This window comes from Motilibacter deserti, assembly GCF_011250635.1.
In the GTDB taxonomy this organism is placed as follows: Bacteria; Actinomycetota; Actinomycetes; order Motilibacterales; family Motilibacteraceae; genus Motilibacter_A; species Motilibacter_A deserti.
The window spans coordinates 306960-333615 of the sequence record NZ_JAANNP010000002.1 but is presented as its reverse complement, the minus strand read 5'-3'; the positions used below and the strand labels follow the sequence as shown (position 1 = coordinate 333615).

Here is a 26656-nt window from a genome sequence, read left to right as displayed (position 1 = left end):
AGACGCGAAGACTCAACGCGTCGAGACCGGCAAGGGCCCGGACGGGCGCGACTCCGACCGTCCTCTGCCGGCCGGCCCCGACCCAGCGTGGCAAAGGTGCGGAACGAGGCCCAGCCACAACCACAGGAGCGCGTTCGGGAGCGAATAGTTGACGGGCGCGAGCATCGCGACCACCACCCAACCGATCACCACGGCGAAAAGCCCGTGCTGCCACGCCTTCGAGACCGCGGAACCGGGTCGAGCACGGACGGCGATGGCGGTCGCAGCCACGAAGCACACTAGCCAGCTCGCCGCGCCAGGTAGTCCGATCTCGGCCGCATATCCGAGCAGGACGTTGTGGACGGAGATTCCGACGTTGGTGATGGAGTAGTCGGGGTCCTGGCGCACCCAGTCGCCTTCGACCTGGCTGAACCGCTGCCAGCCGACCCCGGTGAGCGGATTCTGCTCCAGCACTCTCATTGCGGCGTCGTTCGCGATCAGACGGTCATAGCCCGAGCGTGTGTCCGAGAGCCGCGAGTCCACGGCGGTCTGCACGGGGGGCACCAGCGTGACGAGGGCGAAGACGCCCAGCGCCAGGGCTGCAATGCCTGGAAGCACCAGCTTCCGGGCAGCGCCACTGGTCAGCGCGAGGACGAAGACGGTGAGTGTCTCGGCGATCCACACCGACCGGGTGAGCGTCAGGGCAGCACCAACCAGACAGAGAACCAATGACAGCACAGCCCCGACCTTGACCGCCCGGCGTCGCCAGGTGCGCAGCGCGATGACGCACGCGACCGCGCTCGTCAGCATCACCATGCCGTTGGCGGCGGGCTGCAGGAAGGGACCCCGAGCGCGGCCGAAGAGAATTCCCGCGCCCGGATCGACGATGTAGCCCGGCCACACGAAGCTGTGCGGGCCGAGGACCTCGAAGAAGGCCGTCGCGCCGAGATAAGCGCCCATGCCTATGAGCGCCGTGAGGAGCACCCGGAGCCTGGCCGGCGAGTCCACCAGCACGGGTACGAAGATGAACAGCAGGAAAGGCACGACGCCGAGCGAGTCCAGGATGGCAAACAGGCCGGCCGTGGTGGTGAGTGTCCCGACGTGCAGTGCCGACCCGATAGCGATCGCGATCGGCACCAGGAACACGACATGCCAGCGCTGCAGGGCCGACGCGAGGCTGCTCCGCAGTGTTCGGTCGGACGCCGCCACCCCGATTGCCAGCGCGAGGAACACTCGGTCGGGCGAGATCGGCAACCCGAGCTTGGAGGCGTTGCCCCCCAGGCACATGCCAAAGAGCGCGAGCACGATCAGGAGGAAGACGGCATCGGCCGAATCGAACCGACGCCGAATCTGCTCGTTCAGCACCGTGTGGGCCGGACGCGCGGCGGCGGGAGCTTGCAGCATCTGTCTAGCGACCGTGCCGAGCAGCACCGAGCGGCCGACGCCACAGCGCGAACGCGAGGGCACCACCAGCGCACAACCCGACAAAGCCGCCCAGCTGCACCGTAGCTCGGCGGTCGTTCCCCACCACGTGCCCGGATAGAAGAGTCTCGGTCTGAACCACGTTGGTCGCATCGCGCTGGACCTGCTCGCCGTACGCCGAGGCCAGGGCAGCGACACGCAGCTGGGCGATCTCCCGGGCGCGAACCGCCACCGCCAACTCCTGCTCCCGCGCTGCTCGGTCCCCGGCGGCCACCTCACCGTCGTCCGCAGCGGAAGCCTCTCGAAGCCGGCGAACGCGTTCGGCGGCCTCCGCTTCCTCCGCCTTGGCGGTCTCGTACGTCTTGGCGAGCGCGTCGAGTTGCCCGCTTCTCTGCTCAGGATCGGCCACAGCCCCGCGCAGGGCCGTCACGGCGTCGTCGGCGGCCCGGACCGCGTCGCCCTGGTTGTCGGCCACGGCCTCGATGCGGATGACGGGAGCACCCGGGACTGGCGACCCGGTCACCGCGGCACCGGGCACCGCCTCCCGCACCGATCGCTGCACTGCGTCCCCGCCTACAAGCCGAGCGTACGATGCGGCGAGCAGCTCGATCGCATTGGCGTAGCCCGGCACGGCCTGCGCGGACAGGGACTGGTCCCCGACGACGAGCCTGGCCTCTGCGGTGTAGGAGACGGGCCTCGTCATCGCCGCACCAACTCCAGCGGTCAGCCCGGCAAGCAGACACGCCAACAGCAGCGCTGCAGAGGTGCGGGTCGACCGTCGAGGAGATGCGGGGGCTGGCAGCAGGGTGTCTGTCATGGCTCCGGAGGGAGTGGCCTGACTCACCGGTACGTGGTGGTCGGTCAGGGACCGCAGCTCGTCGTGCCTGAAGCCGGCGGTCATGCGGTCGCCCTCCCCACAATCCGGGCCGGCACTCCCGCGACGACCGCGCTGTCAGGGACGTCTTCACGTACGACGCTGTGCGCGGCCACCGTTACGTTCGCTCCTATCCGTACGCCTCGTGTCACGGTAGATTTCGCCGCAAGCCACGAGTTCCTGCCGATGCTCACCGGTGCGGTACGGGCCCGGTGGTACCAGTGGTCGTCCGGGCCCTCGCGATAGTGGTCGGAGTCGACCACGGAGACACCCTCCCCCGTGCCGGCCATCTCCGCGAAGACGACGCGCTCGGCGCAATGCACCACCGAGTGCCAGGAAATGAGGTTCCGTCCCTCCAGCTCGAGCTCACCCGCGACATTGAGCACGCTCCCGCGCCGCACGGTCACGTCGTCTCCCAGCCGGATGCTGGCTCCATCGATGAGCCGCACGATCACACCGCTCTCGAGCACGGACCCGGCGCCGACCAAGAGGGTCACGGCCTTCGGGCCTCGCGCGAACAGGTGCACGCCGGTTCCGATGACGGCAGTAGGGTGCACATTGACGTGCAGCTTGCATCCGCGCGCACGCGTCGTTATGCGAAGCCGCAGCACGGACCAGTGCGTCAGCAACTGCCGTCCGCGCACGGCAATGGCCATGATCCGGCGGCGCATTTGCTCTCCCTGTCTCTGAAGCTCTTTCACGTGGCACTCACCAGTCGATGTACGCGCGATGGCGCGACCCGCCGGAGCACGGCCGACAGCTCGGTGCGTGTCGCGCGGTCTGCGGCAACGACGGTCGTCAGGTAGAGCAGGCCAGCGGGGACTGCCGATGCGACGATCAGAGCCGCCGTGCCGACAGATGCCTCGACCAGCACCAGGAGTCCGCCCGCGACAGCCACGCACACCACCGGACGGACGAGCACCGTGACGAAGTCCCGTAAGTGGAACGGCAGAAGGGAGCCGACCGCTCGAAGGGTCGGGACCACGAGCAGGAGCGCGGCGCCCGCAGCACTCGCTGCGACTGCGACCAGCCCGAACTGCACGGTGACGGCGAACCCAGCTCCTGCCACCGCCGCCCGCAGGAGCGTCAGTTGAAGGGCGCGTCCTGGGCGACCGTTGGCCTGCAGCACCGCGTTGCCCATGTCGATGCAGGGCAGCAGGGCTCCGAGAGCGCACAGTAGCGGCAGGACGTCCGCGGCAGCGGACCACTCGGCGCCGAAAAGCAGCACGACGACTGGCCCGGCAAGCACGGCGAGGAACACGTAGACCGGGAGGAGGACGACGTACATCATCCGAAGGACCCGCACGAGAGCGGCGGCCAGCCGTCCTGGCTCGTTCTGCATGCGGGAGAAGGCGGAGAAGGCGACGTTGCGAGAGGTGCCCGACACTGCCTCGTTGATCTGGGTGAGCAATCGGTACGCGACGCTGTAGATGCCCAGCGCCTCAGTGCCGAGCACCGCTCCGATCAGCAGATCGTCGAGGCGTTGCGTCAGAGCGTTCAACAGGTCCATGCCCGAGGTCTTGTAGCCCCAGGAAAGCAGGTCTCGCAACGCACCAACCGAGAACGAGAGCCCGGGCCGATACCCCGCCTGTAGCCAGACCCCCACGCAGCTGACCAGCGCCTCGAGCAGCGTCTGGACGACGAGGGCCCACACGCCGGCGCCGAGCAGAGCGAGCACGAGGGCGACCACCGAGCTGATCAGTGCGGCGACGACCGATCGCACCATCAACGCCTTCATCGCGAGGGCGCGGACCATGAGAGCCTGCGGAACACTTGCCAGCCCGGTCAGCAGGAAGCTCAGAGACAGAACACGCAGGACCGGGGTCAGCTCAGGCTCGCCAAAGGCCCGTCCCAGGAGGGGCGCGGCCGCGAGCATCGCGAGGCACATCAGGGCGCCGAGCGCGACGGTGAAGCCGAAGGCGCTGTCGAGGTACGACCTCTCCAGCTGAGCACGCTGGATGATCGACGGCCCGAGGCCGGAGGTCGCGACGACCGACAGCAGCGCGATGAACACGGTCGCCAAAGCCACGACGCCGAAGTGCTCCGGCGCGATCAGCCGCGCGAGGACGATGAAGAGCGCGAAGCGCAGCAGCCGGACAAGGAGCGTGCCCGTCCCGCTCCAGGCGATTCCACGTCCGACCTTGTCCGACAGCGAGCCCGGGTCGGCTCCCGCATTGTCCACGGCGACAGCTGCGGCCGAGACGCCCGGCATCTCGCGGGCAGAATAGTGCGACATCAGAGATCCCTAAGCGCAGCCCGGTACCGCACGGCCGTGACGACGGCGGGGATCCCGCCCCGCTTGGACAGCACCGCACGCCCCGAGATAGCAGCCGACCGCCACTTCCGCGACCGCAGCGCGCTCCTCGTCTCGTCCCAGCTCGTGACCGCATCGATGCGTGCAGCCAAGTCAGGCGTCATCCACGGCTGAGTCGCCCAGGACGCGATCAACTGCCGGCGCGCGTACCGCATCTCCTCCGCATCGCTGCTGACCTGCGCCGAGTGCTCCGCGTAGAGGATCGTGATCTCCGGAAGCGCGACGCCTGTACCGTGCTGCAACAGGCGGCACCAGAAGTCTCGGTCTTCCCCCAGACGCATGAGCCCGAACCCGCCCACCTTCCGCGCCAGCTCGGTTCGTACCATGATCGCACTGGTGCACAGCGGGCTCTCCGGAAAGAGCATGTCGGCAGACGTCAACTGCTTCGGGCCTCGGTGCGGATGCCCGACGAGCCGTCCGGTGGGCACGCCTCGAGCGTTGCTCCCGACGAGGTCGGACTCCCCGGCACCGGCCAGCAGTGTGGCCAAGTGGTCGGGCAGCCAGATGTCGTCGCTGTCGAGAAACGCGGTCCAGCCGGTGCGGACGTCCTGCAGCGCCCTGTTGCGCGCTGCACCCGGGCCCGCATTCTGTTGCCGGACTACGACCACCCCGAGCTCTTCGGCAAGCTCGGCCGATCCGTCGGTCGAGCCGTCGTCGACGACAATGATCCGCGCCGGCGCGACTGTTTGACTGCGAGCGCTGACGATCGCCCGCTCCACCGTACTCCGTCGGTTGTACAGCGCGATCACTACGGTGACGTCGCCTGCGACAGGGCGAGTCTGGGAGGTCACTGCGCCGATGCCCGCTCTCGATCGGCACGGCCCGATGTCGCTAGTGGGGCCGCTACCGACTGGTTCCGGAGTCGCGGTCGGGGAAGCCGCGAGTCGACTCGGGCGTCAAGGTCGATGACGTGATCCACGTCGCCGGTCTCTCGCAGGTCAAGGTCCAGCGAGCCCGAGTCGGAGGCACGAGACCTCGAGAACGCGACGTGCACCACTTCCTTGACCGCCAGGGGTAGGAAACGGGCGTCACGCACGAGGTAGCGCCGCCATAGGCGGGGAAAGTCCGTGCTGAGGCGCCATACCCACTCAAGGCCCAGCCTCTGCAGCAGGCGGGGTGCACGGCGTTGCCGGCTCACGATGAAGTCGAGCGAGGCCCCAGCTCCGAGGAGGACAGCCGGGCGAAGCGCCTCCGCGTGGCGATCCATCCACAGCTCCTGCTTCGGGGCGCCGAAGCATACGACGATGATGTCCGGCTTGTGCTCCTGAAGTGTGCGCACGACGGCTGCGTCTTCTGGCCCGCCGATCTCGAAGCCCATGGCCGGCGAGATACAGACCGGAGGTAGCAGCCGCGGGTGCTTGGCCAGGAACACCTCGGCAGCCTCGTCCGCGACACCTTCCGCACCGCCGACGAGAGCGATCAACAGTCCGCGCTTTTCAGCGACGGCCGGAAGCAGCGGGACGAGGTCGGCGCCCGTGACCCGCTCGCGCAAGGGCTGCTTGGTCAGTCGCCCCAGAGCCACGATCGGCGCGCCGTCGGCGGTCACCAGGGCCGCCCGCTCATATGCGTACCGGAACGCCGCGTCTTCACGCAGCATCATCATGTGATCGACATTGCACGTGAACACGTTCCCGCCACGACCGGAACTGACGAGGCGCTCGATGGCAATCAGCGCCGTCGCGAGATCCAGATCGTGCAGTCGCACACCAAAGAGCGTCCGAACTGGCACCCGCGTCATGAGACGTACTCCCCCGCTATCGGTCCAAGAGCGACATGCACACAGTCGCTCCGTTGCAACCGATAGCACCACGTGTTTCTTGCTCTGGTTCGTCTGGCAACAGTCTAAGCCGAGCACCCCCCGTGGATCGCTCGTCCCGTCAAAAGTTTACGCAGGAAGTACCCGCGAGGGGGATGGCCTAGTCACTTCTAGCTACACCCCCATGCACACCGGGCCAGTAGACACCGTCCACTTGGCCTCACGATCATACCTTTCACAGGCGCACCCGGACCCGAGCTCGCCCGCGGGGTGGCCGGGCAGGAGACGAACAAGCCCCACAAGTTGCGGTTTGGTAATCCTCGTACCGGGCTGGCCGTCTGGTCATGTCAGGTCGATGTTCGAATCCAGGTGCACATCAGTGCTACCGGGGACGCTTCCACTCATGTGCCGCGAACGACGGCACTGACCTCAAGAGGGGTGGATGCGCAGGCAGTAGACGAGCCACACACAGCCGATCTTCCCGTACTTTCCATCACCAGCAATCGTCGCGACGTCACACCTGGACGCGGATCACCCACACTCGTGGCCCCCCGATCAGTAGAACGCCCCACGGCCAACACTCTTGCTGTTACGGTTCCCGATCGAGTTACAGCATTGACTTCGACGAGGCGGCGACTCCGGGCCGGCCAGCGCACCTAGGGGGAACTTGATGGAAACCATCCTCACCAGACGGCGCGTTCTCGGTCTGGCAGCCACGGGCATGGGAGGCAGCTGGCCGCTTTCCGCCACTCCCGCTTCTGCGGAACCGAGCGCCGGCTTCTCCTCCGCGGCCGTCGGCGCTAGCTCCATCAGCCGTTACCCGACCAGCGTCGTGCTACTCGGCGACTCGATCACCGACAAGAATCTGTACATTCATCCCAACGTTTTCACGGCCTATCAGGACGAGGGCTTCTGGACCTGGGCCGCGATCCGCTTGCGTCAGCGAGCACGCCTCGTCGGTGTCTTCGGCTACTCCGGCCAGCGCACCGACTACATCGCCTCGAAGGCGGCAGAGGCCCTGGCCACCGGAGCCGGCTGGCTCGTAGAAGAAGGTGGCACGAACGACCTCACGGGCGGAGTGAGCGCCGAGGACATCATCGCCAACAAGATCGCCATCTGGACACAGGCCCAGGAGGCCGGTGCTCGTGTCGTCGCGACCACCATCATCCCGCAGTCGAGCTGGTCACCGAGCCAGCGCATGCAAGCACAGCGGGTCAACGAGTGGATCCGTAGCCAGGCTCACGAGCTCGGGGTACTCCCATGTTCTTGGGACGTCCCGATCACGGATCCCGGCACTGGGGACGCTCTCTCCGGATCGATCCGGGCCGACGGCCTTCATCCGACCGCGACCGGCGCGGCAGCGATGGGCAGGCGCCTCGCAACTCTGCTCGAGGGCGTCATCCCCCCGGGCGACATCTTGGGCACCGGCGGTGACGCGACGAACCTGCTGCCCAACAGCGCCATGACGGGCAACCGCAGTGGCCTGGCTACCGGGTGGACGCTGAAGAACGCGTCAAACGGAGTCACCGCCGCCGCGGCCTCGAAGGTCGCGAGGCAGGACGACCTACCCGGCGAATGGCAGCAGATCAAGGTCGCTGCCGGAGACACGAGCGGAATCAGCCTCTACCGCGTCATCACCTCCGGCTTCTCGGCAGGGGACTCGCTCTACGCGCGCTGGGAGTTCGAGCGGGACAACGACTGGGCGGCGTTGCCAGCAAGTGGCGCCAACCAGTTCCGACTCCGGGTGTACTGCCTGGGGGTGGATCGAGCCGTCTACGGGCTGAACCATGTCGGCCCAGAGGCTCCCTCGGCTGCGAGCGTCCCGTCGTCCGGCGTCCTCGCCACTCCGCCGTTGGTCGTTCCCGAAGGCACGACGGCGCTGGTCTTCGGGGTCGAGTTCCGCGGCCAAGGTACTCTGCGTCTTGGTAGAGGTGAGCTTCGCATGACGTTGCCCAGCAGCTAGCCCTGCGCACTTGCCCGTCTCGACCTGAGCTCAGACTCAACAGGGTGGCTTCGGGTCCAGGTCTGCCTCGCGCAAGTAAGTCTCGGAAGGTCTGCACACGTGCCATCTCTACGTCGAGTAGTCGGCTACGCCGTGTTCTACGGCTTTGGTCGCCATCTCCCCTGGTCTCCGCGGCCAGGCGGGCAACTCGCAAAGCGGATCAGGGCTTGGGCTTCGGTCCGAATGCTCGACTCGTGCGGCTCCGACGTCAACGTCGAGCACGGGGCCTGGTTCGGCTCGGGCCGCGGTGTGTCACTCGGGGACAGGTCGGCGATCGGGTTGGATGCGCTCGTGATCGGTCCGGTGCGGATCGGGGCGGACGTGATGATGGGCCCGCGCTGCGTCATCCTGGCGTCAAATCACGCCACGTCCGATGCCGGCGTTCCCATGAATCAGCAGGGGTTCGTGGACGATCGACCCGTCGTCATCGAGGACGACGTCTGGATCGGCGCCAACGTCGTCATCCTGCCTGGGCGCACGATCTCCACTGGAAGCATCGTGGGCGCGGGATCAGTCGTCACGAAGGACGTACCGCCCCGGACCGTGGTCGCTGGAAACCCGGCGGTCGTCGTCAAGAACCGCTGAGGCACCGCTGACGAGTCGCCGGTCGGGACAACGCGGATGCCACTTGCCCGGCCGGCGCCGCAGAACTCACTTCACGAGCCCGGCAGGATGCGGCTCTCGATGCCGAGCGCGACCCCTCCCGGCGCAACGTCGCGAATGACTAGCGCCCCGGCGCCCACCCGCGCTCCATCGCCTACGGAGATGTCTCCCAGTACCAGAGCGTGTGCCCCAATCTCCACCGAGTCGCCGATGCGGGGAGCTCCGGCCCCAGTCTTTCGCTCCCCGATCGTCGTTCCCTGTCGCAAGGTCACGTGTTGACCCAGCCGCGCCTTGGGGTGGACGACAATCCCCCCGAAGTGGTAGATCCGCAGGCCGGCACCGACCTCCGTGGTCTTGTCCAGGGTGATACCAGTCAGCGTTTCCACCAGGCGATACACGGGCCAGTAGACGCGATCACAGGTGAGGCGCACGAGCTTGCGAGGATGTTGATCGCCCCACTGCCCCCAGCGGAACACAGCGACCGCCCAGATGGACTGCTCTCGGAAGAATGGCTTCGCGCCGTACCGCTCTCGGTCCTTCTGCCAGCAGTAGCGGGCGTCGCGAAGCTGGGGGTTCCCCGCCTCCGTGTCGACCGATCCGTCCCCGGGCCTGGCCATACGGCTCCCTCTCAGAGTTCCTCGGATGAACCCCGCCTGACGCCTGCAGCGCGGTGGCGGTTCTTCGGCCGCAGAGCGCGATCCCCGCGCGCTGGAATCGCCCGGGGCCGGCCATGAGGCGCTGGTCATCGGCCGCGCCGTGCGAGCCGTACGGCGAGTTGACCGACGAAGAGTCTAAGACGCGAAGGTCCGTATCCGACCGCCAATGCCGTCGTTCACCTGGCCGAGCCTCGCGCGAGCCCCATCCTGTCTTCGGCTGCAGCCCGAAGCCCCGACCTCGACTCGCCCCGATGTCGAAGCAGTCGCCCGGTCCCACGTCTATTGGTCGAGTTGGCCTCGTCTGCAAGTCTCGTATGCCATCTTGAGCCGCTGAGCCTGCTGAGTGTCCGGCAGCCTCAAGGCGCACCGTCAACGCGCCGACACCCACGGGGGGCCGGATCGCGACGACAGGAGTCTCGGCATGCAGAGGTACCGCACCAGCCTTCTCGCCGCCTCGTTCACTGCGGCGGGCCTGCTCGCGACGGCGTTGACCGCCTCCCCGGCGGCTGCCGCGGACGTCGACGTCACGGTCGGCGGTCGTGACCTGCATGGCTCCGTCCAGCCGGCCGCCGCGGTCCGGGTCGACGTCGTGGCCGACCGCAACGTCGAGCAGCTGTCCTACCTGGTGTCCGGTCGGGTCGTGGCCTCCGCGCCTGCGACGGGCAGCGACGGCGGGTCCACCGGCTCCGCCGTCGTGGACCTCACCGCGTACGCCGGGACCACCGTGACCCTGCAGGCGAAGCTCTCCCGCAACGGCAAGGTCCGCGAGGACGTCAGCACGACGTTCAGCGTGCGGTCGCACACCACGACGCCCGCTCCCCCGCCGACCGGCACGCCGGCGCCCACCCCCGCCCCGGGGCGCATCACCACCTGCGCCACCGGCTTCTGCGTCGACGGCAAGCGCTGGGGCATGCGCGCGGGCTCGATCTACGGGATGCTCGACCGCCCGTCCGAGGCCACGAGCCTCGCCGTCGCCGCCGGACTCAACACGATTCGCGTCACCGACTTCCTCGAGGGCACGTCGGCCGACGCCGCGGTGGCCGACGAGCGCTGGTGGATGCGCGTCGACAAGATCGTCGCTGCCGCGCAGCAGGCGAGCCTGCGTGTGCTGCTGGACCTGTCGACCTACCGCAACCTGCTCGCGAAGCAGGGCATCAACCCCTACACCAAGGACTGGGGACCGCTGCTGGCCAAGGTCGCCACGCGCGTCAACACGGTCACCAAGGTCAAGTACGCCGACGACCCGACCATCGCGATGCTCGCCCTCGCCGGCGAGGCCGAGCCGCCGAAGGGCTCCCCGGCCCCGACCGTGCCGACAACGGCCCAGCTCACCGGGTTCTTCGCGCGCAGCCTGGCCCAGTGGCACGACGCGGCGCCGGCCACGCTCGCCAGCACCGGCGGCTTCCTTCAGCTCGACTGGGACTCGGGCATCGACTGGCGGACGATCATGGCCCTTCCGCACAACGCCGCCTGCTCGCTGCACGTCTACTCCGCCAACGACCTGGAGAAGACCGTTCCCGCGGTCGCGAACTACTGCCGCTCGCTCGGCAAGCCCTGGCTCGCAGAGGAGTTCGGCCAGGACAACTCGGCCGCCGACGCGACACGCGCAGCGTACTTCCAGAAGCTGCTGTCGGCCTTCCACGCTCAGCAGGCGGCCGGCTTCGGCATCTGGAACCTCGGCACCGGCAGCGGGCGCACCTTCGACGTCAACCCGTCGACCCCGCTGACGTTCGCGGCGGTGCGCGACGCGGTCGTCTGACCACGCCGGCTACTTCACCGCGTACAACCGCCACGCCGGCTGGTCGCTGTTGGCCGCCCACTCCCGCGCGAGCGTCCCGATGCCCGCGCCGTCCGCGAAGAACGAGGGATACGCCACGTTGACCGCGTTGGACCGACCCAGCTGCTCGTTCGGCACGGCCAGGACGAACTGCACGTCGTTCGCGCCGAGCGTCCGCAGCGCCTCCGGGAACTGCCGGTCCGTGGTCACCATGAACTGGTGCGGCCGCTTCGACGCGAGCACGATGGCGTAGCCGGTGGCGTTATCGACGAGGACCGACTGGTCCGGCAGCTGCTGGGCGTCCAGGTACGCGGCGATCTCCCGCTCGTTCTCGAAGCGCCGCTCCATCCGCTCCGCCGCCGCCGTCTCCGGGTGGAACACCAGGTCGAACTGCGGAGCCTCCTCGGCCGCGACCTCATCGCTCTCAACCGCCATGGCCTGTGTGCCGAACGGCGCCACCACCGCCGCCACGACGAGGCCCGCGACCGCGAGGCGGGCCGGGCGCGCGTACCCCTGCCTGTGCTCTGCCGAGCGCGGCTGTCGGCGCACCTGGGCGAGCAGCAGGCCGGCCAGCACGAACGCGAGCGGGATCGTCGCGATGTAGAAGCGCAGCCAGCCGAAGGTCGTCGCCGTCAGGTAGGCGAGTAGCTCGAAGCCGAGCACCGGCACGAGCAGCACCGATGGGGCGAGCAGCGCCAGCTGCCGGCGGCGTACGCCGATGACCAGCGAGACCACGACCAGGAGCGCGAGCAGCGGCTGGAGCGCGAGCAGCTGGACCGTGCTCGTCGCGACCCGGTCGAGCGAGAACGCCGCCTCGGCGTCCGCGCCCTGCTGGGCCACCTGGCTGGAGTTGCCGTACGCGGAGCTGAACTGGGCGAACGGCTCCCCCACGATCAGCCAGCTCAGCCCGGCCCAGAGGGCCACCACGAAGCCGACGGGCGCCGCGACGAGCAGCGTGTCCGTCAGCGCGGCCCGGCGGCGCGCCGACGCACTGCCCTCAGCGGTCAGGAACACGGTCACCGCCACGAGAGCGGATGCTGCGGCGGCCGAGACCGCCGCCTCGTAGCGGGCGAGGTAGCCGACCCCGAGCGCGAAGCCGACCGTGACCAGCGCCGGCCAGTGCCGCGTCCGCGACCAACGGAGCAACGCTCGCAGGGCCACGAGCTGCGCGAGCAGGAGGTAGGCCTCGCTCATGCCGTTGGCGCCGTAGTAGGCGATCATCGGCGTGAGGCCGAACGCGACGGCCAGCGCCAGCCGAGAGCCGCGCCGCAGGCCCGCGTCGCGCAGCAGTCCGGCGAGCACGGCCACGCACGCCGCCATGCACGCGGCGGACAGCAGGTTGCCGGCGAAGGCCTTGGTCGCGAGCTCGGGGAAGACCCCCTTGCAGAGCAGCAGCGGGATCGCCGCCAGCGACGGCAGGGGGTTCCACACGAAGCCCACCGCCGCAAGGTGCGGGTCCGCGCTGGACACCACGAGGCTGCCGTTGGCGACGCGGCTCATCGCGTCGAGCACGATGCTGTCGAAGTGCAGCACCAGCACGGCGCCGAGCCCGGCGTAGGCGGCGAAGAAGGCCGTCCAGAGCGCCAGCGGCTCGCGGCGGGACGGGCGGCCCGAGCGCGGCTCGGCAGACGGGGAGGGCTCGGCGCCCGGAGCAGGAGAGCGCCGGACCTCGAGGGTGTCGCGCCGCAGGACGGCAGGCCCGTCCTCGGCGGAGCGGGTCAGCGTCTCAGACATGCGCGGCCTTTCCGGTCGACGCGGCCTCCACGCCGCTGAGCCCGTGCGTGGTCTTCTCCCAGTAGGACGGCTGCAGCACCAGCTGGACCACGGCCTTGACCGCGGCGAGCGACATCATCACCCAGTACGCCGGGAAGGTCAGCGCGGCGAGCAGCAGGTCGTGCCGCTTGGCCGCCCGGGCGGACACGAGCCCGGCGTAGATCATCGCGAAGTTGCCTGCGACGAAGCACACCATCGCCGGGTAGTAGACGAAGCCCGGGAAGAGCGCGCCCACCGCGGCCGGCTCCGCGACGAACCAGACGATCGCGAGGTACCAGAACACCGGGTTGAGCGCCGCCAGAAGAGGAGTTCCGGCAACGAAAAGGGTGAACCCGAGGTAGCCCTTCAGGCCGACCGTGCGGATCAACCGCAGCGGGTGCCGGTTGTGCACGATCCAGGTCTGCAGATAGCCCTTGTACCAACGGCTGCGCTGCTTGACCCAGTTGACGAAGTCGGAGTTGGCCTCCTCCAGCGTCACCGACGCCAGGACCTCTGTCTTCAGCCCGGCCCGCGCGATGCGGAGCCCGAGGTCGGCATCCTCGGTGACGTTGTACGGGTCCCACCCGCCGAGCCCCTTGAGCGCCGCGGCCCGCAGGTGGTTGGAGGTGCCGCCCAGCGGGATCGGCGCCTTCAGCGCGACGAGCCCGGGCAGCAGGTGCTCGAACCACGTGACGTACTCGAGCGCGAACCAGCGGGTGATGAGGTTCTGCCCGCTGTTGAAGTAGCTCAGCCGGGCCTGCACGCAGACCACGTCGGCCGGCAGCCGCCTGAAGGCGACCGCCGCGCGCCGCAGCTGGAGCGGGTCGGGCTGGTCCTCGGCGTCATAGATCGTCACCAGCTCGCCGCCGGCCTGCAGCAGACCCCAGTTGCACGCATTCGGCTTCGTGCGTACGCCGCCGTCGGGCACGAGGAGGACGCGTACCTGCGCGGGAAGCGCGACCTCGGCGACTGCGGCGCGCGTGACGTCGTCGTCCTCCTCGAGCAGGAGCAGGACCTCGAGCTTGTGCTCGGGGTAGTCGATGCGGCCGAGGTTGCCCACCAGCTGGCCGATGACCTCCGGCTCGCGGTAGGCCGGCACCAGGACCGTGTAGGCCGGGAGCTCGTCGTCGGCGAGGGCGAGCGCCTCCGCGTCCGAGACCTGGACGGCACCGGCGGAGGACGTCCCGTGGCGTACGCACAGCAGGCGGTAGGCCACGGCCGCAAGATAAGCCAGCGTCGCAACGGCGACCAACGTGCGCGCTGCACCCATCGGACGCAGGGCGAGCGCGGTGACGAGAACGACCGTGAGGCCGACCAGCGCCCACCGCTGGCCGCGCGACAGCGTCCGCACCGCTGACTCGTCCTCCGTGAGGCCGAACGCGGTGATGCCCGGGGACGGCAGCCCGGCCCGGCGCTGGCCTGGGATCGAGACGCTCAGCGCAGGCTCCTTCGACGAGGCGGGAGGCCGGGACGGCGGGAGCATGCTCACCGGGGCACCTCCACCGTCGCAGCGGCCGGCGCCGCGGGCTGGTCCGGGGCGACCGCGATGACGGTCGCAGTGGCGATGCCGAACGCAGCGGCCGTCGCGACCGTAGGCCAGAGCCGGCCCTTGCCGAGAGCCGTCAGCGGGTGCCCGCCGCGATGCGACCGGGCCGCCGCCGAGAGCAGTGGCAGCGCCGACAGCCCGCCGGCCAGCAGGGCGGCAACCGCGACCTCTGCCGGGGTGTGCCGCGGGCCGGCCGCCTCCCAGACCGCCTGCCCGAGGGGTGAGGCGACGAGCCCACCGACGAGCAGCGGGAGCCACGCGCGCCACAGCGCCCGAACGCCGAAGAGCAGCGTGACCATCCCCGCGCTGAAGACCGGGAGCGCGCAGAGCGCGCCGGCGCCTGCGGTCGCAGCCCCCCAGTGCCACCCCATGAGCACCGCCGACCCGAGGAACACGGCCGTGACGATGAGGTCGAGCTGCAGGTCCTCGATCTCCGCCGCCCGCCGCACGCCGTGGCACACGAGGACCGCCGCGAGGGGCACCCAAGCGGCCGCGACGACCCAGCCGAGCGACCCCGACGGCAGGGCCAGCGCGGCCTGGGCGAAGGCGCCCACCGTCGCGGCGACGAGCACCATCGCGCGGACGAGCGGACGCGCCCAGAGCTGCCCGGCCCGCGACGGCGCCAGGTGCGCGGGGGCCGGGGCGCGGCCCGGAGCGGCGGTCGCGGCGGGGAAGACCCAGCGCGCGCTCACGACGTAGCGGAGCACGAAGACGATGCCGAGCATCAGCACGTTCGCCGGGCCGTAGTGCAGGCCCGCGCCGTCGACGAGCAGCGTGAGGACGAGCACCTGGAGCGGGATCAGGACGGTGTTGAGCGCCCAGAAGCGGCCGAACCGCTGCGCGGAGCGGCGCTCGGACCCGGTGAACACGAACCGGTCGACGAGCACGAAGTTCCACACGATCGCCACCTGCGTCGCGATCGCGCTCGCCACCTGGTAGCGCAGGTCGGGCACGGCCACCGTGAGCGCGGTCAGCGCGAGCGTGTTGACCACGATCCCGCTGAGCCCGACGGCCAGGAAGCCGCCCACCTGCTTGAGGCCGCCCGCGAGCACCGTGACGGCGGCGAGGCGCAGGAGCACGAGCTGCCACAGGAAGCGCAGCCCCTCGCGGACCGAGGCCTTGCTCTCGCCCGCCTGCCGCGCCTCGAAGGTGAAGGGGACTTCGCTGATGCGCAGCCCAGGAGTGCGGAGTACCAGCTCCAGCAGGATCTTGTAGCCGCGCGGGCGCAACCGGTCCAGGTCCACGGCGGCGCGGCGGACGGCGAAGAAGCCGCTCATCGGGTCGCTCACCGGCTGCAGGCGTCGCGGGAACATCCCCGACGCGACGCGCGTCGACATGCCCGAGACCAGCGCGCGGCCCGCTCCCGCCAGCCCGTCGGCGCTGCCGTCGCCGGAGTAGCGGCTCGCCACGACCACGTCGGTGCCGTCAGCCGCCTGCAGCAGCAGCGGAAGCACCTCCGGCGGGTGCTGCAGGTCGCCGTCCATCACGACCGCCCACTCGGCCCGGGCCGTACGCAGGCCGGCGACGACGGCGCCGCTCAGCCCACCGCGCCGCTCCCCCTCCGGACGGTGCACCAGGCGCACGTCCAGGTCGTCCCGTCGGCCCTGCTCCAGGATGCGAGCGGGCGTCTCGTCGTCGCTGTCGTCGACGAAGACGACCTCGACGCCAAGCCCGGCCAGCACCGCGGACAGTCGGTCCAGCAGCGGCACCACGTTGGCGCCCTCGTTGCGCGTCGGGACCACGACGGAGACCTGCGGCACCGGGGCCAGCGAGGCCACGCCGTCGTGACGGCCGCAGTCGCGCAAGCGCTCGAGGCCGGCCAGGTCGAGGACCCGGCCACCGTCCCCCGCCGGCGACACACCGGGCTCGGCGGCCTCCCGGCCGCAGGTGCAGCCCTCGAGCGCGGCGCCGGTCACGTGCTACCCCCTGCTCGGGCGGGCGTGCCGTGGCACGCTCCGCCCACGTCGGATCTCGGGTCGAGCCGGGCCGGAACGGCCTCAGCTGCTCGCCCCTGCGACGCTGCTGGCGAGACGCTCCGCATCGGCGGGCGTGTGCCCAACGTAATCAATCGCGGCCGCAGCCACTAGCGGATCAACGATTACGTAACGCAGACGTACCAACGAGCGCACCGACCACCTACGCTGCGTGACCAACATGGGACCCGCTGGTCATCCACGTGCGGGCCGAGGCCGACATTGCTGGTGAAGACCGACGTACACCCCAAGGAGCACAACGGAGTCAGTGGGCCGACGGCCAGCGTCAGTAGGCGCCCTTGGCGCCGAGGACGGTCCGCACCGTGCGCCACAGGATCTGCAGGTCGGCCGTCATCGACCAGTTCTCGACGTAGTAGAGGTCGAGCCGGACCGCGTCCTCCCACGACAGGTCCGAGCGCCCGCTGACCTGCCACAGTCCCGTGATGCCGGGCTTGACGAGCAGCCGGCGATGCACGTGGTCGTGGTAGAGGTCCACCTCGCGCTGGATCGGCGGCCGAGGGCCGACGAGGCTCATGTCGCCGCACAGCACGTTGACCAGCTGCGGCAGCTCGTCGAGGGAGTAGCGGCGCAGGTGCTTGCCGACCGAGGTGACGCGCGGGTCGTTCTTGAGCTTGAAGAGCACGTTGTTGCTGTCGCTCTTGGCGAGCAGCGCGTCCAGCCGCTGCTCCGCGTCGACGTGCATGGAGCGGAACTTCAGCATCACGAAGGGCTCGCCGCGCACGCCCACCCGCTCCTGGCGGAAGAGCACCGGGCCGGGCGAGGTGAGGCGCACGAGCACGGCGATGACCGCGATGACCGGGGAGAGGACGATCAGGGCCGCCGCCGCCACGACCATGTCGAACACCCGCTTGCCGACGCGCGCGGCGCCTTCGTACTGCGGCTCCTCCACGTGCAGCAGCGGCAGCCCGGCGACCGGCCGGGTGTGCACCCGAGGGCCGGCGACGTCCGTCAGACCTGGCGCGACCGCGAGCGAGATGCCCGACCCCTCCAGGGCCCAGGCCAAGCGGCGCAGCTCCTGCGTACCGAAGGCCTCCGACGTGGTCACCGCGACGGCGTCGGCGCGTACGGCCGCGGCGAGCGCAGCGGCCCGCTCCGGGGGCCCCACGACGGGCACGTCCGTGCCGGGCAGCTGCTCCCCCGCCGCCAGCCCGGGCACGCAGGCGCCGACGACGCGGTAGCCGGCGAGCGGGTGGCGGGCCAGCGCGCTGGTGAGGTCGGCGGAGGTGCCAGCACCGCCCACCACGAGCACCCGCGAGGTGTAGCCACCCGCGCGGCGGCGGGCGTAGAGCCAGTGCCGCCAGCCGTAGCGGGAGAGCAGGAGCAGCAGCGTCCCGATCGGGAAGGCCACCGCGACGTACGTGCGCGCGATGTCGAGCCGGAAGAGGAACGCGCCGATCGCGACGAGGCCGAACAGCCGCCAGGAGGCGTTGAGGACGCGCTTGTACTCGTCCGCCCCGGTGCCGACCACCTTGAGGTCGCGGGTGTCGTGCAGGGTCAGCGACCCGAGCCAGGCGACGCCGATCAGGACCGACAGCTCCACATAGCCAAGTGCGGAACCGCCCGTCACCGGCCCGTCGTCGAGGCCGAAGCGGTAGGCGTGGGCGGACGCCACGGCCAGGACGACCACGGCCAGGTCCGTGAGCACCAGGCGGCGGCCGTAGCGGCCGAGCCACGCCCCCGGGCTCGTGACCCCGGACAGGCTCGGCGGCTGGTCCGGCGCCTCGCCCAGGGCCGGTGGCAACGTCCGAGCCCTGGGGATCGACGCGCTCTCCCGTGCCTCGCTGATGGACATGCAACCCCTGTCTGACCGGCGTACTGGCGTCTTGCGAGGAGCGTCACGAACACTAGGCAGCCGAGTGTGTCGATTCGGGCCCAGTCGTGTTAATTGAGACGGCGCGAAGGTGAACACCTGGCGACGGACCACGATCCTCGTCAGGAGCGACAATAACGCGGTCTCGAAATTGCTTTACGCAGCCGGCCGGGCACGGTTAGTCACAACGGTGGCCGGACAACGCCTACAGCACTGCGCGCAGATGGGCCGCCACGTCGGCCCACATCTGCTCCGTGCCGTAGCGCTCGACGGCCAGCCGTCGGCCCGCCGCGCCCATCTCCTCCCGCCGGGCGGGGTCGTGCAGCAGCTCGCGCACGGCCGCCGCCAGCTCAGCCGCGTCGACGGGCGGCACCGGCAGGGCCGCCGCCGGGTCGAGATAGCCGCGCAGCGCAGGCGTGTCCGTCGCGACGACCGCGGCTCCCGACGACATCGCCTCGAGCAGCACGCTCTGGCCGGTGGGATAGGCCAACGGGTACGTCGGGACCACCACCAGCGCGGCCTCGCGCAGGACCCGCCGATAGTCCGCGCCGACCGCGGTGCGGACCTCGACGTTCGGCGGGACCGGAAGGCTGCCGAGCCGGTCGGGCCAGGTGAGCAACAGGTAGCGCACTTCCGGTGTGTCCGCGGCCGCGGTGAGGAACGTCTCCCAGTCGCGGCCGACGTCGCCCCCGACGGCGGCCACGTAGTCCTGACGGGGCGCGCTCGCCGGCACGAAGAAGTCCGTGTCGATGCCGTAGCGCAGGACGGCGATGCGCGACGTCGACAGGCCGAGCCGCTGCCGGATCAACGGCACCTGGTTCTCCGAGAACACCGTGAGGCCGGCTGCGTTGCCCGCCAGCCTCCGCCAGCGCTCCGTCGCCGACCGGTCGTCGAGCAGCAGGCGCTGGCCCAGCCAGCACGTCATGACGACCAGCGGCGGCAGCCGCCTGCCCAGTGGAGAGGCCCACGGCCAAGCCATGTCCTCGAAGATCGCCAGCGCGGCGTCCGCGTCACGGTAGGCGAGCGCCGTCGACACGGGGTGCAGCAGCTGCACGCTGGAGCGGGAACCGGCCAACGAAGTGGCCTTCCGTAGTCCGCGCGCCACCAGGCCGTGGCTCCACGGAGAATGCTGGAGCTCCCAGCCCTGGTGGGACAGCGCGTCGATGCCGTAGGGCAGCGAGCTGTTCGTGTCGCCCGTGGCGTGCCTGGAGCGCCATTCCTCCCAGTTGTTGCGCTCGAGGACCGACAGCCGCCGCACCCTGATCCTCCTTGCCGACGTCCGTCGAGGCGGGTGCATCTTCCACCGCTTCGCCGCCGGTGGCAATGACGCAGATCACGATCGGTTCTCCGCCGGTGTGCGGCGTACCTAAGCTGGGCTCGTCAGCCCAGCGCCATCCGAGATCAGGAGCAACGTGTCGGCCTCCCGGAACGCGCTCCCCGACGACCCGGCCACGCGGGACGGCACGGCGACAGCGGAGGACACCGCGGCCGCCGAGACGGTGGAGCCGGCGCTGGCGCCGCCGCGGCGACCACTGCTGGGCATCGTCGCGCGAGGCGGGTCGTGGAACGCGCTCGGGCAGCTGCTGCCCGTCGTGGTCAACATCGTGCTCACGCCGTACGTCATCCACGACCTCGGCGTCGAGCGCTTCGGGCTGTGGGCGCTCCTGCTGTCGGTCACGATGCTGCTCGCGTCCTTCGACGGCGGCATCGCGCCGTCTGCGCAGCGCTACTTCTCCATCTACGCCGGCCGTGACGACAGCGACGCCACGACGCGGCTGTTCACGAGCCTGTTCGTGCTGCTCGTGTCCGTCGGCAGCGTCCTCTTCCTCGCGCTGCTGCTCCTCGGGCCGCAGCTCCTGGAGCTGCTCGACGTGCCCGCCGAGCTGCACGACGAGGGCGCGTTCGTCGCGCGGATGATGTCGCTCGTCGTGGTGTTCGGCCTCCTGCGCCAGCTGTTCTCGGCGGTCCTCACCTCCCACGGCCGGTTCGCGACGCCGAGCCTCGCCAACGTCGCGGGGTACGTCGCGTACGCCTGCGGAGCCGTCGTCACCATCACCGCCGGCTTCGGGCTGCGCGGCCTGGTCTGCGGGCTGGTCGCCCAGAACGCGCTCAGCACCCTGCTGCTCGTCCCGGGCGCGATGCGCAGCCTCAGCCGCAGCGGCGTCGCCCTGCTCCCCCGGTCCGAGCTCTGGGACTACCTGAAGTACGCCTCACGTGTCCAGGTCGTCGGCCTGATCGGCATCATCAACACCCAGGCCGACGCGCTCATCACCGCGGCCTTCCTCTCGGTGCGGCACGTAGGCCTGCTCAGCGCCGGCGCGAACTTCGGCAACCAGCTGCGCTACGTGCCCGTCAACGCGCTGGTGCCCATCGCGACGCTGCTCGGCCAGGCGTACGGGGAGAAGGGCGAGGTCGAGTCGCACGAGGACTTCCGGCGGCTGCAGCGGCTGTGGGTCATCGGCTCCACGGGCTGGAGCGTCGTCGCCCTGGTCGCGGTCTACTTCGGCGTCAGCGCCTGGCTCGGCGAGGGCTACCAGACCTCCGCCGTCGTCGCGACGATCGTCGTCGCCGGGCACGGGGTGAACCTCTGGACCGGCGTCACCACGCTGTGGCTCGGCATCATCGGCCGGCCGGAGCTGGAGGTGCGCTATGCGGTCATCTCCGTCACGCTGAACGTCCTGCTGACGCTCGCGCTGGTCGTGCCGGCCGGTGTCGTCGGCGTCGTCACGGCGACCGCGGTCGGACAGGCCCTCAGCAGCCTCTACCTGTTGCGCATCGTCCGCCGCAATCTCGACCACCCCGTGCGCAGCTTCCTGCGCGACATCCCGGTCCTGCCCGCGCTCGCCGCCGCGCTCACCGGCCTCGCCCTGGAGCTTGCAGTCCGCCCGGTGACGCCGACAGGGCCGCTCGGGCTGGTCGTCTGCGGGGTCGCTGCCGCCCCGGCGTTCGTCGTGTACGCCCTGCTCGCCGTGGGCCCGCGGACCGCGCTCGCGATGGTGCGCAGCCGGGGGCGCGCGGCCGCGTAGCCGCGTAGCCGCGGCGCTAGACCGAGGCGGCCCGGGCGCGTCGCCACCGCTGGGCGCGCAGCATCCGCCGCCACGCCCGCGCGCGTAGCTGCTGGAGCACGCCCGGCCGGCGCCACTTCAGCCGGTAGGTGATCGAGCTGATCTCCAGGTTCAGCCCGTCCCCGAACGGCGAGGCGACGTTGTTGCTGTGGAAGACGTCGAGGTCCGTGACGACGACCCGCCAGCCGCGTGCGCGCGCCTGCGCGCAGATGTCTGCGTCGTAGCCGTGGAAGCCGAGGTAGCGCTGCTCGTCGAACCGGAGCGAGTGCACCGCCTCGGCAGACAGCACGAGCAGCAGGCCGTCAACGGTGTCGACGTCGTGCAGGCCGCGCCCGTGGTCGAGCACGCCGTGCTGGTTGTCACGGACGTAGCCGAACCGCTCCCCCTCCCACCAGTTCATCTCCGGGTGGTTCCGGCCGCCGATGACCCCGACCACCGCCACGCCGGGGACGGACAGGGCGGCGCGCAGCTTGCGCTCGAGCTCCTCGTCCTCGATGACCGTGTCGTCGTGCAGGAGGACGAGCCCCTCCAGGCCGGGCACGCGGGCGGCCTCGTCCAGGATCGAGTTGTAGGCGACGTGGATCGAGCGCTGTCCCCGACGGACGAGGACGGCGCCGTCGGGGGCGGCCCGCCGGATGCCCGGCAGGGCCAGCCGCTCCAACTTGTCGCTCGGTCCGGCGCAGACGCCGTAGACGAACGTCATCGATCTCCTCCTGATCCGGCCGGCGTCGGGCGGCACATCCGGGCGGACGCTACCGACGCCGGATGTAGCGAACGTTAACGGCACAGGTCCCGCCGGTGGGCCCGCAGCCGCTCCGCCCGCTCACAGCAGCGGGGCCACGGCTTCGCGCACCGCCGCGACGGCTGCGTCGGGGGTGAAGCCGGCTTCGTACAACTGCTCGCCCCGGGCCACCAGCCCGGCCGCCCGCTGCTCATCCGTGCAGAGGTCGTGGCAGGCGACTGCGAACGTGGCGGCGTCGTCGCGGATGAGCAGATGCTCACCGTCACGCGCGCCGAGCCCCTCGCAGCCCAGGCTGGTGGACACCACGGGGACGCGGTGGGCGAAGGCCTCGAGGATCTTCAGCCGGGTGCCTCCCCCGAAGCGCATCGGCACCACGGCCACCGTCGCCCGCGCGAGCTCGGTGGCGACGTCGTCGACCGGTCCGACGAGGTCGAGCCCCGGCGCACCGCGCAGGTGCTCGATGGTCTGCGCGTCCCGCCCGACAAGCCGCAGCCGCGCGTCCGGCATCCGCCGGCGCAGCTCCGGCAGCACCTCACGCACGGCGTACTCGGCGGCGTCGACGTTCTGGTCGGTCTGGTAGTTCGCGATCATCGTCATTCGCGGCGGCCCGGACGGCGCCCTGCGGACGGCCGTGGGCCGCGGGTAGGTGTTGGGGACGACGTGGACCTTGCGGTCGTTCCCGAGCCGGGCCCGGTCCAGCGAGCTGCACACGATGACCGCGTCCGACCACCGCAGCACGTCGTCCTGGATCCGCTGCCACCACGGCAGCTCGATGCGCCGCTGCAACCGCTCGATCGACGACCCGCTGCCGCCGCGGGCGGCGAGGTAGGCCTTCCACTTCTCGGTCTCGACGTCGTCGCAGTCGACGACGTGGCGACGGGCGCGGACGTGCCCCTTGAGCGCCCACGCGTGGTCGAGCCCGCCGTACCACGCGAGGTCGTACTCCTCGGTCAGCCACGGCGAGAGCTGCTGCCCGACCACGTCCCAGCGCTGTGCGCCCACGTGCACCGGCACCCGCCGGGAGACGGACGCCAGCACCGCGCGCGGCCGCGGCAGCGTGGGCGGGCTCGCCCGCAGCCAGCGGCGGACGACGACGTCGGGCGGGACCGGCGGGGCCTGCGCCGACGAGCTGGAGAACAGCAGGGCGACGTCCACCTCCCCTAGACGCGAGAGGGCGCGCAGGACGCCGGCGCACCGCAGCCGCTTGCCGCCGTCCAGCGGCCAGGCGACGTCGGGAAGCGTCACCAGGATGCGGAGCGGCCGCTCACTCGCAGGCTTGCCTGTCAGCACTGAGCCTCTTTCCTCGCATCCGGATCCCGACGCCGACAGTCGTTGCGCGCCGTCGGGCTCAGCGGCGCAGCCCGGCCCCGAGCACTCGGGCGAGCGTACGCAACCTGACGCTCCCGCTCCGGCGAACGGCGGCAGCCGACGGCGCCGACGAGCGCATCGCCAGTATCTCGTCCTGCACCCGGCCCGGCCCGGCCGACGCGGCGAACGAGGCGAGCAGGAGCTCGGTCAGGTCCGCCCCGGCCGCGGACAGCCGCGCGGACAGCAGGTGCTCGAGGTAGATGCTGCGCATCTTGGCCCGCAGCTCCGGCCAGTTGGCCGCGGTCGGCGCAGCCGCGCGGTACCAGCGGTGGGCCGGGTCGGTGCTGAGGTCGGTCAGGTAGTCGAACACCTGCGCGGTCCACTCGGGGTCGACGCCGGTGATGTGCGGGCGCTGCCCGGGGCCGGGCAGCGCCGAGCCGACCATGCCTTCCCATTCGGTGGCCGAGACGAGGCTGACGCTTCCGCCCACGGCCTGCAGCAGGACGTCGGGAAGGAGCACGAATGTGGTCCGGATGTACCAGTCGCGCAGCTGGCCCGCGAGCCGCACCGGGCGCGGGAAGGGCTCCAGCCGACCGACCGCCAACGAATGCCGGACGGCGAGGTCGACCGCCCCGGCGGCGAAACGTTGGAAGTAGGAATCGTCGTAGCTGGCAAATCTGTCATTGAGCAGCAGCCACGCGTCCGCGACATTGCCGCACTGCCGCAAAAAGGCAATTCCCTCGTCGAACCCGGAGAACTCGCCGTTGTCGTTGCTGCCCCGAAGCGACGGCCCGGGGAACGCGACGCGCGTCCGCTCCGACAGTGCACCGCTGTTGTCCACGAGCACCGCCGCCACCGGCCTGCCGCGGGCTGCGGTGCCCAGCCAGCGGTCCAGGATGCGTACGCAGCGCGCGGTGCGTTCCTCGTCCCACCCGACGAGCACCACCCCGAGCGACGACGGAAGCCCCGTCCCTGCAGCCGATCTGCCGTGCGGCAGCGCCCGGAGCACCCGGTGCTCCACCGCGCCGGAGACCCGGCTGACGACGCTTCCTTCGAGTGGCTCCCCACGAGACGGCATCCGCACGCGGCCATCCTCGCCCATGCCGGCCGACGCGGTCACGCCACCGCCGGGACGTCATCTCGCGTTAACAGTCCGCGCGCCGCCGCGATAGGCCACGCGAATCTTCCGAAGACCACCGAAACGCGATCACCACTGTGGCAGACTGCCTGCGCGCCCGATCGGGCGCACCAGACCCGGTTCCGGCTGGCGCGTCATCGATGCTGCCGTGCGTTGCCTCGGGGGAGGCTCGGGCAAGCCTGTTCACCCTTCTGGCCTATTCAGCGGGAAGTGCAGTGACGGCGCCCTGCCATGTCCGCCGCCAACCCTAAAGTTGGCATTCTGCCGAGACGAACACATTGCCATGTCCATCCGTACCGTCCTCCCCCTGACGGCGGCTGCCCTCGTGCTGACAGCCGCCCCCGCCGACGCCGCCGACCGTCGCGCGTCCGCCACCCTGCAGAAGTCAGTCCGGACGGCAGCGGTGTCCGTGAGCACCATGGCCTTCGGCGCAGTGTCGCCGTCGAGCCCCAGCGTCACCTCCAGCGTCGCCCTGCCGGCCGGCAAGGTGGCCGTCAGCCTCTTCCTCAGTGGCAACTGCCCCACCGTCAAGGTGAAGATCGGCACCGGTGCCGCCGTCACCGGCGGCAATGGCGCCCAGATCTCGGGGGCCGCCGCGACCAGCCCGTTCCCGGTGCAGGTGACCGGCGACGGCTGCTCGGCCACGTACCGGCTCGGCATCACCGTGACCCCCGGGACCATTGCGCCGGAAGCAGCCCCCGCCATCGCCACCAACGTCAAGGACGTCACGGCGTACGGCGCCAAGGGCGACGGCGTGACGGACGACACCTCCGCCATCCGGCGCGCGCTCGACGCGCTCTCCCCCGGCGACGTCCTGCGCTTCCCGGCCGGGCGCACGTTCGTCCACCGCGACATCATCAAGATCCTGAAGCCGGGCGTGACGCTGTCCGGCTCGGCGACGCTGCTCGCCCCCGACCCGATGAAGTCCGACGTCGTGATCGAGGCGGACAACGTCACGGTCGAAGGCCTGAGCTTCGTCACGAAGAACGCCCGCGAGCGCAAGGCCGAGATCGACCAGATGGGCCTCACCGTCTGGAGCAACACCGGCACGGTCCTGCGCAAGGTGACCGTGAACGGGTCCGCGTCCGCCGGCATCTACGTCGTCGGCTCGCGGAAGTTCCGCATCGAGGACGCGGTCGTGCAGAACACGCTGTCCGACGGCATCCACGTGACCGGGGCCAGCAGTGACGGCACCGTCGTGCGGCCGACCGTGCGCAACACCGGCGACGACGGTGTGGCCGTCGTGAGCTACCGCAACGACGGCGCGCCCTGCCGCAACATCTCCGTCGTCTCCCCGCGCTTCTACGGCAACACGTGGGGCCGCGCGTTCGCGGTCGTCGGCGGCGAGGACATCACCTACACCGACGTCTACGCCGAGCGCTCCAACGCGGCGGCGATCTATGTGGCGGCCGAGGGCGTCTCCTCCTGGAACACCTTCGCCCCGAAGCGCGTGACGTTCACCGGCGGCACGCTCGTCAAGTCCAACGTCAACCCCGTGGTCGACCAGGGCGCGGTCCTCGTGCACTCCGGCCAGCCGGACCAGATCGAGGACGTCACCATCTCCGACATCGCGATCAAGGACACCCGCGCCGACGCGTCGCGCCAGGTGGGCGCGTACTCGGACTACGACCCCGCCCCGCGGCGGGTGCGCTTCAGCAACATCTCCATCACCGGCGGCGGGCTGCCCGTGTGGGTCAACCTGCCGAGCGCCAACTACGCGCTGGACGGCATCGTGTGGAACGGCTCCTCCCTCGCCGCTCACCGACAGGCCTGGTGACGCACACCACGGCACAAGCGGACGGCCCGGCGGCTCGCGCATCGCGGGCCGCCGGGCCGTCCGGCGTCGTGGGACGATCATGCGGGGCGTTCGGGAGCGAAAGGGTGCCCTTCGGCCTAGGCTGAGCCAGCCGGTCATGCC

The 26656-nt window shown here is 70.6% G+C and carries 20 protein-coding genes; 5 read left to right on the top strand and 15 right to left on the bottom strand.

Annotation, left to right across the window (positions count from 1 at the left end):
* Nucleotides 1-12: 12 nt before the first annotated feature.
* From G9H71_RS06565 to G9H71_RS06540, 6 genes are read right to left on the bottom strand one after another with little or no spacing between them, the layout of a single operon-like run.
* Nucleotides 13-1410, bottom strand: a complete 1398-nt coding sequence (locus G9H71_RS06565) for an O-antigen ligase family protein (RefSeq protein WP_166279855.1) — start codon at nt 1408-1410, stop codon at nt 13-15.
* Nucleotides 1388-2302, bottom strand: coding sequence for a hypothetical protein (locus G9H71_RS06560; protein WP_166279852.1), 915 nt, complete (start codon nt 2300-2302; stop codon nt 1388-1390). The genes G9H71_RS06565 and G9H71_RS06560 overlap by 23 nt, the downstream gene beginning before the upstream one ends.
* Entirely contained in the window at nt 2299-2946 is a 648-nt protein-coding gene (locus tag G9H71_RS06555) for an acyltransferase (protein ID WP_166279849.1), read from the bottom strand. The genes G9H71_RS06560 and G9H71_RS06555 overlap by 4 nt, the downstream gene beginning before the upstream one ends.
* 26 nt (nt 2947-2972) lie before the next feature.
* Nucleotides 2973-4487 (bottom strand): lipopolysaccharide biosynthesis protein, encoded by a 1515-nt coding sequence (locus tag G9H71_RS06550; protein WP_166279846.1) that lies wholly within the window; start codon nt 4485-4487, stop codon nt 2973-2975.
* A 23-nt stretch (nt 4488-4510) separates the two neighbouring features.
* Entirely contained in the window at nt 4511-5338 is an 828-nt protein-coding gene (locus G9H71_RS06545) for a glycosyltransferase family 2 protein (protein ID WP_196791742.1), read from the bottom strand.
* Between the two features lie 38 nt (nt 5339-5376).
* On the bottom strand, nt 5377-6294 hold the full coding sequence (locus G9H71_RS06540; protein WP_166279843.1) for a WecB/TagA/CpsF family glycosyltransferase: 918 nt from the start codon (nt 6292-6294) through the stop codon (nt 5377-5379).
* A 721-nt stretch (nt 6295-7015) separates the two neighbouring features.
* On the opposite strand from G9H71_RS06540, the gene G9H71_RS06535 reads away from it, so the two are divergent.
* Nucleotides 7016-8308 (top strand): SGNH/GDSL hydrolase family protein, encoded by a 1293-nt coding sequence (locus tag G9H71_RS06535; RefSeq protein WP_166279840.1) that lies wholly within the window; start codon nt 7016-7018, stop codon nt 8306-8308.
* A 444-nt stretch (nt 8309-8752) separates the two neighbouring features.
* Nucleotides 8753-8932: a DapH/DapD/GlmU-related protein gene (locus G9H71_RS23495; RefSeq protein ID WP_331272794.1), complete on the top strand. Its 180-nt coding sequence runs from the start codon at nt 8753-8755 to the stop codon at nt 8930-8932.
* 71 nt (nt 8933-9003) lie between these two features.
* On the opposite strand, the gene G9H71_RS06525 is transcribed toward G9H71_RS23495, so the two are convergent.
* Complete coding sequence (locus G9H71_RS06525) at nt 9004-9567, bottom strand: serine acetyltransferase (RefSeq protein ID WP_166279832.1); 564 nt, start codon at nt 9565-9567, stop codon at nt 9004-9006.
* A 460-nt stretch (nt 9568-10027) separates the two neighbouring features.
* Here G9H71_RS06525 and G9H71_RS06520 point away from each other — a divergent pair, with 460 nt between their 5' ends.
* Nucleotides 10028-11365 carry a glycoside hydrolase 5 family protein gene (locus G9H71_RS06520; RefSeq protein ID WP_166279829.1) on the top strand — a complete coding sequence of 446 codons (1338 nt, stop codon included), beginning with the start codon at nt 10028-10030 and terminating at the stop codon, nt 11363-11365.
* Nucleotides 11366-11374: 9 nt separating this feature from the next.
* On the opposite strand, the gene G9H71_RS06515 is transcribed toward G9H71_RS06520, so the two are convergent.
* The 5 genes from G9H71_RS06515 to G9H71_RS06495 form a co-directional block, all read right to left on the bottom strand.
* On the bottom strand, nt 11375-13117 hold the full coding sequence (locus G9H71_RS06515; protein WP_166279826.1) for a glycosyltransferase family 39 protein: 1743 nt from the start codon (nt 13115-13117) through the stop codon (nt 11375-11377).
* A complete protein-coding gene (locus tag G9H71_RS06510) occupies nt 13110-14618 on the bottom strand; it encodes a glycosyltransferase family 2 protein (RefSeq protein ID WP_231134365.1) in 1509 nt (502 codons plus the stop codon). Before G9H71_RS06510 ends, G9H71_RS06515 begins: the two co-directional genes overlap by 8 nt.
* A gap of 2 nt (nt 14619-14620) precedes the next feature.
* Complete coding sequence (locus G9H71_RS06505) at nt 14621-16597, bottom strand: glycosyltransferase family 2 protein (protein ID WP_166279823.1); 1977 nt, start codon at nt 16595-16597, stop codon at nt 14621-14623.
* A 343-nt stretch (nt 16598-16940) separates the two neighbouring features.
* Nucleotides 16941-18467 (bottom strand): sugar transferase, encoded by a 1527-nt coding sequence (locus G9H71_RS06500; RefSeq protein ID WP_166279820.1) that lies wholly within the window; start codon nt 18465-18467, stop codon nt 16941-16943.
* A gap of 223 nt (nt 18468-18690) precedes the next feature.
* Complete coding sequence (locus G9H71_RS06495; RefSeq protein WP_166279817.1) at nt 18691-19743, bottom strand: glycosyltransferase family 4 protein; 1053 nt, start codon at nt 19741-19743, stop codon at nt 18691-18693.
* 154 nt (nt 19744-19897) lie between these two features.
* Here G9H71_RS06495 and G9H71_RS06490 point away from each other — a divergent pair, with 154 nt between their 5' ends.
* Nucleotides 19898-21511: an oligosaccharide flippase family protein gene (locus G9H71_RS06490; RefSeq protein WP_166279814.1), complete on the top strand. Its 1614-nt coding sequence runs from the start codon at nt 19898-19900 to the stop codon at nt 21509-21511.
* Between the two features lie 16 nt (nt 21512-21527).
* Here G9H71_RS06490 and G9H71_RS06485 read toward each other — a convergent pair whose 3' ends face one another.
* From G9H71_RS06485 to G9H71_RS06475, 3 genes are all read right to left on the bottom strand, one after another.
* Nucleotides 21528-22253 (bottom strand): glycosyltransferase, encoded by a 726-nt coding sequence (locus tag G9H71_RS06485; RefSeq protein WP_166279811.1) that lies wholly within the window; start codon nt 22251-22253, stop codon nt 21528-21530.
* Between the two features lie 120 nt (nt 22254-22373).
* On the bottom strand, nt 22374-23582 hold the full coding sequence (locus G9H71_RS06480; protein ID WP_166279808.1) for a glycosyltransferase family 4 protein: 1209 nt from the start codon (nt 23580-23582) through the stop codon (nt 22374-22376).
* Between the two features lie 58 nt (nt 23583-23640).
* Nucleotides 23641-24684 carry a hypothetical protein gene (locus G9H71_RS06475; protein ID WP_166279805.1) on the bottom strand — a complete coding sequence of 348 codons (1044 nt, stop codon included), beginning with the start codon at nt 24682-24684 and terminating at the stop codon, nt 23641-23643.
* Between the two features lie 337 nt (nt 24685-25021).
* On the opposite strand from G9H71_RS06475, the gene G9H71_RS06470 reads away from it, so the two are divergent.
* Nucleotides 25022-26515 (top strand): glycosyl hydrolase family 28-related protein, encoded by a 1494-nt coding sequence (locus tag G9H71_RS06470; RefSeq protein ID WP_166279802.1) that lies wholly within the window; start codon nt 25022-25024, stop codon nt 26513-26515.
* Nucleotides 26516-26656: the final 141 nt, after the last annotated feature.

Excerpts from the sequence above, each read along its gene's own strand:
- G9H71_RS06525 (WP_166279832.1), bottom strand. The coding sequence starts at position 9,567 with ATGGCCAGGCCCGGGGACGGATCGGTCGACACGGAGGCGGGGAACCCC.
- G9H71_RS06535 (WP_166279840.1), top strand. The coding sequence starts at position 7,016 with ATGGAAACCATCCTCACCAGACGGCGCGTTCTCGGTCTGGCAGCCACG.
- G9H71_RS06550 (WP_166279846.1), bottom strand. The coding sequence starts at position 4,487 with ATGCCGGGCGTCTCGGCCGCAGCTGTCGCCGTGGACAATGCGGGAGCC.
- G9H71_RS06520 (WP_166279829.1), top strand. The coding sequence starts at position 10,028 with ATGCAGAGGTACCGCACCAGCCTTCTCGCCGCCTCGTTCACTGCGGCG.
- G9H71_RS06555 (WP_166279849.1), bottom strand. The coding sequence starts at position 2,946 with ATGCGCCGCCGGATCATGGCCATTGCCGTGCGCGGACGGCAGTTGCTG.
- G9H71_RS06515 (WP_166279826.1), bottom strand. The coding sequence starts at position 13,117 with ATGTCTGAGACGCTGACCCGCTCCGCCGAGGACGGGCCTGCCGTCCTG.
- G9H71_RS06485 (WP_166279811.1), bottom strand. The coding sequence starts at position 22,253 with ATGACGTTCGTCTACGGCGTCTGCGCCGGACCGAGCGACAAGTTGGAG.
- G9H71_RS06560 (WP_166279852.1), bottom strand. The coding sequence starts at position 2,302 with ATGACCGCCGGCTTCAGGCACGACGAGCTGCGGTCCCTGACCGACCAC.
- G9H71_RS06510 (WP_231134365.1), bottom strand. The coding sequence starts at position 14,618 with ATGCTCCCGCCGTCCCGGCCTCCCGCCTCGTCGAAGGAGCCTGCGCTG.
- G9H71_RS06470 (WP_166279802.1), top strand. The coding sequence starts at position 25,022 with ATGTCCATCCGTACCGTCCTCCCCCTGACGGCGGCTGCCCTCGTGCTG.
- G9H71_RS06500 (WP_166279820.1), bottom strand. The coding sequence starts at position 18,467 with ATGTCCATCAGCGAGGCACGGGAGAGCGCGTCGATCCCCAGGGCTCGG.